This window comes from Acidobacteriota bacterium (genome assembly GCA_018001935.1).
Classification (GTDB): domain Bacteria; phylum Acidobacteriota; class JAAYUB01; order JAAYUB01; family JAAYUB01; genus JAGNHB01.
In genome coordinates this window covers 41232-47362 of record JAGNHB010000045.1, presented here as the reverse complement: position 1 = coordinate 47362, position 6131 = coordinate 41232, and the positions used below count along the sequence as shown (strand labels likewise).

4 protein-coding genes are annotated in these 6131 nt (G+C 67.5%); all 4 read left to right on the top strand.

From position 1 onward, the window contains the following. Nucleotides 1–210: 210 nt before the first annotated feature. The 4 genes from KA419_15430 to KA419_15415 all read left to right on the top strand — a co-directional run bounded on the left by KA419_15430 (nt 211) and on the right by KA419_15415 (nt 6082). A complete protein-coding gene (locus tag KA419_15430) occupies nt 211–2295 on the top strand; it encodes an FAD-dependent oxidoreductase (GenBank protein MBP7867327.1) in 2085 nt (694 codons plus the stop codon). Next, nucleotides 2292–3440, top strand: a complete 1149-nt coding sequence (locus tag KA419_15425) for an FAD-binding oxidoreductase (protein MBP7867326.1) — start codon at nt 2292–2294, stop codon at nt 3438–3440. Before KA419_15430 ends, KA419_15425 begins: the two co-directional genes overlap by 4 nt. A 327-nt stretch (nt 3441–3767) precedes the next feature. Then, complete coding sequence (locus KA419_15420) at nt 3768–4784, top strand: GGDEF domain-containing protein (protein MBP7867325.1); 1017 nt, start codon at nt 3768–3770, stop codon at nt 4782–4784. A 281-nt stretch (nt 4785–5065) separates the two neighbouring features. Further along, the gene (locus KA419_15415) at nt 5066–6082 is read left to right on the top strand and encodes a GGDEF domain-containing protein (GenBank protein MBP7867324.1); all 1017 of its coding nucleotides are present in this window, start codon (nt 5066–5068) and stop codon (nt 6080–6082) included. Nucleotides 6083–6131: the final 49 nt, after the last annotated feature.

Sequence of the window (6131 nt, the reverse complement as noted above, 5' to 3'; positions counted from 1 at the left end):
TCCACTTTACCGCCGCTTTTGCTCTATCACCCCCCTCGCACAAGAATGCCGGCTGTCTCTGAAACGCTTCAAAACCTCTCACCGCGCCCCTTTTGGCCCTGCTTGTCCTCATGATGCGAAACCGCTGACCGTGCACTTTTCCGCTTGCCCAAGGGACTTTCCCCTGCTAAATTACCCCGTTTGCGGTTTCACAATTGCCGACACGTCGAGGTGACAATGGCTCGCATTCTCTCACACCCGATCCTGCCGGTTCCCGAGGCCCGTCAGGAGGTCCGCTTCCGGTTCGACGGGCGGGAACTCACGGGGTACCGGGGCGAAATGGTGGCCACGGCCCTGTTCGCCAACGGTTACAAGACCTTCTCCATCCACCGCCGGGGGGACGCGCCCCAGGGGATCTTCTGCGCCAACGGCCAGTGCTCCCAGTGCACCGTGGTGGTGGACGGCTTCCCCCAGAAGTCCTGCGTCACCCCGCTGGAGGAGGGGATGGACATCCGCACCCTCTTCCACCTCCCCGAGCTGCCCGCCGACGATCAGCCCCTCTCCGGCTACGAGAAGCGGGAGCTGTACTGCGACGTGCTGGTGATCGGCGCCGGGCCCTCCGGCCTCACCGCCGCCATCGACCTGGCGAAAGCCGGTTTCAGCGTGATCCTGGTGGAGGACAAGGACCGCCTGGGCGGAAAGCTCCTCCTGCAGACCCACAAGTTCTTCGGCTCGGTGGAGGACTGCTACGCCGGCACCCGCGGCGTGGACATCGGACACCTCCTGGAGGACCAGGTCCGGGCGCTGCCGAACGTGAAAGTCCTCACCGAGTCGTCGGTGGTAGGGGTCTACAAGGACCACAAGGTCGGCGTCTTCGTCAGGAACCGGAACTACCTCCTGATCGGGTTCAAGGGGGTCGTGCTGACGGCCGGCGCCCGGGAGCGTTCCCTGGTCTTCCCCGGCAACGACCTCCCCGGCGTCTACGGCGCCGGCGCCTTCCAGACCCTGGTCAACCGCGACCTGGTGAAGGCCGCCGACCGGGTCTTCATCGTCGGCAGCGGCAACGTCGGGCTCATCGCCGCCTACCATGCCTTGCAGGCCGGCATCACCCCCGTGGGCATCATCGACATCCTGGACAAGGTCAGCGGCTACAAGGTCCACGCCGACAAGATCCAGCGCATGGGCGTGCCCATCCACCTCTCCCACACCATCCTCTGCGCCGAGGGAGAGGGGAAGGTGGAGCGCATCTCCATCGCGCAGGTGGACAAGGATTGGAACCCCCTCCTGGACACCGTGAAGACCTTCGCCGTGGACACCCTCCTCATCGCCGTGGGGCTGACGCCGGTGGACGAGTTCTACACCGTGGCGGAGCGCTATGGCATCACCATCGTGAAGGCGGGGGACGCCGACGAGATCGCCGAGGCGTCCTCGGCCATGTTCGGCGGGCGAATGGCGGCCGTGGAGATGATGCGCCGCCTGGGCATGGACGTCCCCGACAACCCCGCCTGGCGGGAGAAGTCGGAGATCCTCAAGAGCCGCCCCGGCGAGATCTTCCCCCTGGTCAACGTCCCGCTGACGGAGAAGTTCCAGCCCCAGTTCTTCTGCAACCAGGAGATCCCGTGCAACCCCTGCACCACGGTCTGCCCCAAGGACTCCATCCACCTGGTGAAGCGCCAAGGGAACATCATGGACATCCCGGAGCTGACGGGCCCCTGCACGGGCTGCACCCTCTGCGTGGCGATCTGCCCCGGCCTGGCCGTCACCCTGGCACGCCGGGCGGACGACGCCCACGCCGAAGTGATCCTGCCCCACGAGTACAACCCCGCCTTCAAGCCCGGGGACCGCATCCCCATCATGGGCCAGGAGGGGGACTACCTCGAGGACGCCGAGGTGCTGGACATCAAGGTCAACCGCAAGCACAAGACCCACCTGGTGAAAGTCCGGTGTTCCCTGGAGAACGGCCCGAAGGCGGCCGGCATCCGGGTGCAGGACCCCGCCGTCACCGAGCCGCTGCCGGAGGCGGACTTCAGCTATGTCCCGGAGAACGGCGTGGTCTGCCGCTGCGAGCGGGTCACGGTGAAGGAACTGGTGGACCACATCCGGACCCACCGGGTCACCGACGTCAACCAGTTGAAGCAGATCCGCGCGAGCATGGGGGCCTGCGGGTCCAAGACCTGCTCGGTGCTCTACCCCATGGTCTTCCGTCTCGCGGGCGTGGACTGGAAGACGGTGACGCCGGGCACGCCGCGACCCCTGAGCGTGGAGGTGCCCATGTACGCCCTCATCAACGAGAAAGGCGAGGGGGGTGAGCAATGAAGACCTACGACGTGCTCGTGATCGGCGGGGGGAGCGTGGGACTGCCCGTGGCGCTGTTCCTGGCGAAGAAGGGCCTCTCCGTGGGCGTCGTCGAGAAGATGCCCTCGGTGGGCCGCGGCCAGAACCGGGCCGCCATCGGCGGGATCCGGGCCACCCACTCGGACCCGGCCAAGATCGCCATCTGCCTCAAGGCCCTGGACGTGGTCCGGCACATGGAGCGCGACTACGGGATGGACGTGGACTGGATCGAGGGCGGCTACCTCTACCCGGTCTACGACCCCCGGAAAGAGAAAGCCCTGAAGGACCTCCTCGTCATCCAGAACCGGCACGGCCTCGACATCGGCTGGGTCGGCCCGGAACGGGTCAAGGAACTGGTGCCCGGGATCAACCCCAACGGCCTGCGGGGCGGCACCTTCTCCCCCCACGACGGCTCCGCCTCGCCCCTGAAGGTGGCGGACGCCTTCTACAAGCTGGCCTGCGACGCGGGCGTGGACTTCCGCTTCGGGGAGAGCGTGGGGAGCGTGAGCGCCGAGGGGCGCCGCGTGGTCCGGGTCAGGACCGACAAGGACGAATATGCCTTCGGGACCCTCGTCAACGCCGCGGGCGCGGACGCCCGGCGCGTCGGCGCCCTCTCCGGCCTCGACCTGCCCGTCTACCCCGACTGCCACGAGGCGGGGATCACCGAGCCCGTGAAGCGCTTTTTCCAGCCCATGGTGGTGGACATCCGCGCGGACTCGGAATCGGCCAACTACTACTTTTACCAGAACAAGGAAGACCAGGTGGTCTTCTGCATCACCCCCGAGCCGAAGATCCTGGGGCAGGACATGGACAACACCTCCTCCTTCCTTCCCCTGGTGGTGCGCCGGATGGTGGAACTCTACCCCCGACTGCGCAACCTCCGCATCCGGAGGACCTGGCGCGGGCTCTACCCCATGACCCCCGACGGCTTCCCCGTGGTGGGGCGTCCCCGGGACTTCGACAACCTGATGCTGGCGGTGGGGATGTGCGGGCAGGGCTTCATGCTGGGCCCGGGTCTCGGCGTGATCCTGGCCGAGGTCCTGGTGGACGGCTCGACGGCCTACGATCATATTTTCGAACAATTGACCCTCTACCGCGACTTCTCCGGCATGGAGATGCTGAAATAAAACCTTGCACAGGCATTCGCCCGTGCAAGGTTTTGTCAGGTTCGTCCCGGAGGGTGCCGGATTGTGTTCGGAGGCAACCGGCCCCGAAAGGGCGGAGAGTCCGGCGACGTGATAAACCCCGTGCGCCCCGGCAGGGGCGCCGGAACGGCCCGAAACACACCGTGCGATTCGGGTTCCGGACGCGGTTGCCGGGCCATCCGTTTCCCGTACAACCAAGCATGGAAGACTTGGACTTCCGGGATTTGCCGGTGATAGAATGACCGCAGCATCCACCCGGAGAGAAAAGCGGGATAACCGCGACGTCTTTCTCCCGTGGCGATGATCGGCTTGGCGCTGGCTTCGGCCGTCATGGCCGGAAAGAATCAGCCCCTGGTCAAGGGCTCCGACAAGTCGGGCTCCGGGAGGCCCGGCGGGAAGGTCCCGATGGAAACCCTCAACTTTCCGTGGCTGTCGCATAGGAAACACCTGTTTCTCTTCTTGTCCAGTCTGGCCCTGATCGTGGGCATCGGGTGGCTCGACCACGTCACCGGCCCGGAGATCGGCCTCTCGCTCCTCTACCTGGTTCCCGTGTGCCTGGCGGGGTGGTGGCTCGGTCAGTCCTCCGCCGCGCTGCTGGCGGTCTTTGCCAGCCTGTTCTGGCTGTGGTCGGACCTTGCCGCCCTGGGCGTCGGGCACCTGGAGATCTCGCTCTGGAACTGGGCCACGCGGGTTTTGATCTACCTGGCCCTGGGCATCCTGCTCGCCCTCCTCCGGGCCGACCGGCGCCGGCTCCAGGAACTTCTCGAGCGGCAGAAGACCCTCGCCCTGACGGACCCCCTGACCGGCCTCGCCAACTCGAGGGCCTTCCTCTCCGCCTTCCAGCTCGAGCACGCCCGGGCCCGGCGGGACGGGCATCCCCTCTGCCTGGTCTATTTCGACCTGGACAACTTCAAGCGCGTCAACGACCTCTACGGCCACGAAGCCGGGGACGACCTCCTGGTCGCCCTGAGCGGCCGCATCCGGAGCGCTTTCCGCGCCACGGACCCGGTGGCGCGCCTCGGCGGGGACGAGTTCGCGGCCCTGCTCTGGGAGTGCGACCCGGCCTGCGCCGAGGCGATCACCCGCCGGGTGCTGGACCAGGTCCGGGCCTGTGCCGAAGCCTATCCCCGGGCCGGGGTGGGCGTCAGCGCGGGGATCGCTTTCTGCGAAAGGGTCCCGGAGGACCTCCAGTCCATCCTTCGCTGCGCCGATGCCGCCATGTACCAGGGAAAGGCCGAGGGAAAGGGGAAAATCGTCTTACGGGCCTGCGACGGGGCCGGCTGCGAAGCCGCAACCCCCGGTCCAACCCCCTCCGGAGAAGGTTGATGCACTCGTGAAAACCGGGAGCGCGGGGATACGAACTGAGCCTTGCGTCTTCTCACTGCCTCTGTGCCTCCGTGAGATCCGAATCCGGGATATATGCGGGACTGTCCACGCTCAACGATTCGATTTTCGAACCCACCGATCCCCTCCCGTGCATCCAAACCCAGGGAGCCCCCCTCCCTCACGGAACGGGAAGCGGACCCTCCGGGGATGATTAAAAGCCAATCGGCCGGGTGGGCCTCCCAAACGCTTCCGGGCCCTGCACGCCCGAATGGAGGGATCGAATGGAATCCGCCGCACCGCCCCGTTTTCCGCACGCGGGGCCCTGGCTGTGGTTCACGGCCGGGCTGGGGATGCTCGCGGGCATCGGGTGGCTCGATGCCGTCACCGGTCCGGACCTCGGGCTTTCCCTGCTGTACCTGGTCCCGGTCTGCCTGGCCGGGTGGTGGAGCGGCCCGGTGTCCGCCCTGCTGCTGGCCCTCTCCGCCAGTTTCTGCTGGCTGGGGGTCGACCTGGGCACCCAAGGGGCCCCGGACCTGCGTCTCACCTTCTGGAACTGGACCTCGCGGGCCGTCATCTACGTCGCCCTGGGGGTCCTGCTCGCCCTCCTCCGGCAGGACCGCCGGAAGCTCCAGGACCTGCTCCGGCGGGAACGGGACCTCGCCCGGACCGACCCCCTGACCGGGCTCGCCAACTCCCGGGCCTTCAAGGAAGCCCTCCGGGTGGAGCACGCCCGGGCCCGGCGCGACGGGAGCCCGCTCTGCCTGGTCTACTTCGACCTGGACAACTTCAAAAACGTCAACGACCTTTACGGTCACGACGCCGGGGATGCCCTCCTGGTCACCCTGTCGGAGCGGATCCGGGACACCTTCCGCGCCACCGACCTCGTGGCCCGGCTGGGGGGCGACGAGTTCGCCGTCCTGCTCTGGGACCCGGACCGGGAGAGCGCGGAGGCCACGGTCCGACGGGTGCTCGAGCGGATCCGGGACTGCGGCGAATCCTACCCCCGCTCCCGGCTGGGGGTCAGCGCCGGGATCGCCTTCTGCCGGAAGGTCCCCGACGACCCCTGGGACCTCATCCGGTGCGCCGACGCGGCCATGTACCGGGGAAAAACCGGCGGGAAGGGAAAGGTGGTGGTGCACACCTGCAGCGGCCGGGCGTGCCGGGTCCCCCCCGCGCTCCAGCCGGCGCCGGCTGGCGGCAGCGTACCATCGAACCCCGGAGGGGAAGACCCTGCCCCCGGGGGGCAGGACGCGGGCAGCACGGGCCGTTCCAGGTCGAAAGCGGCGGCCACCCGGTAATCAGGCAAGACAATCGCCCCGCGATGCGCTATCATGACGACGTTTTTAT

Bases quoted from the DNA above. Each gene is read 5' to 3' on its own strand.
- KA419_15425 (MBP7867326.1), top strand. From the start codon at position 2,292: ATGAAGACCTACGACGTGCTCGTGATCGGCGGGGGGAGCGTGGGACTG.
- KA419_15415 (MBP7867324.1), top strand. From the start codon at position 5,066: ATGGAATCCGCCGCACCGCCCCGTTTTCCGCACGCGGGGCCCTGGCTG.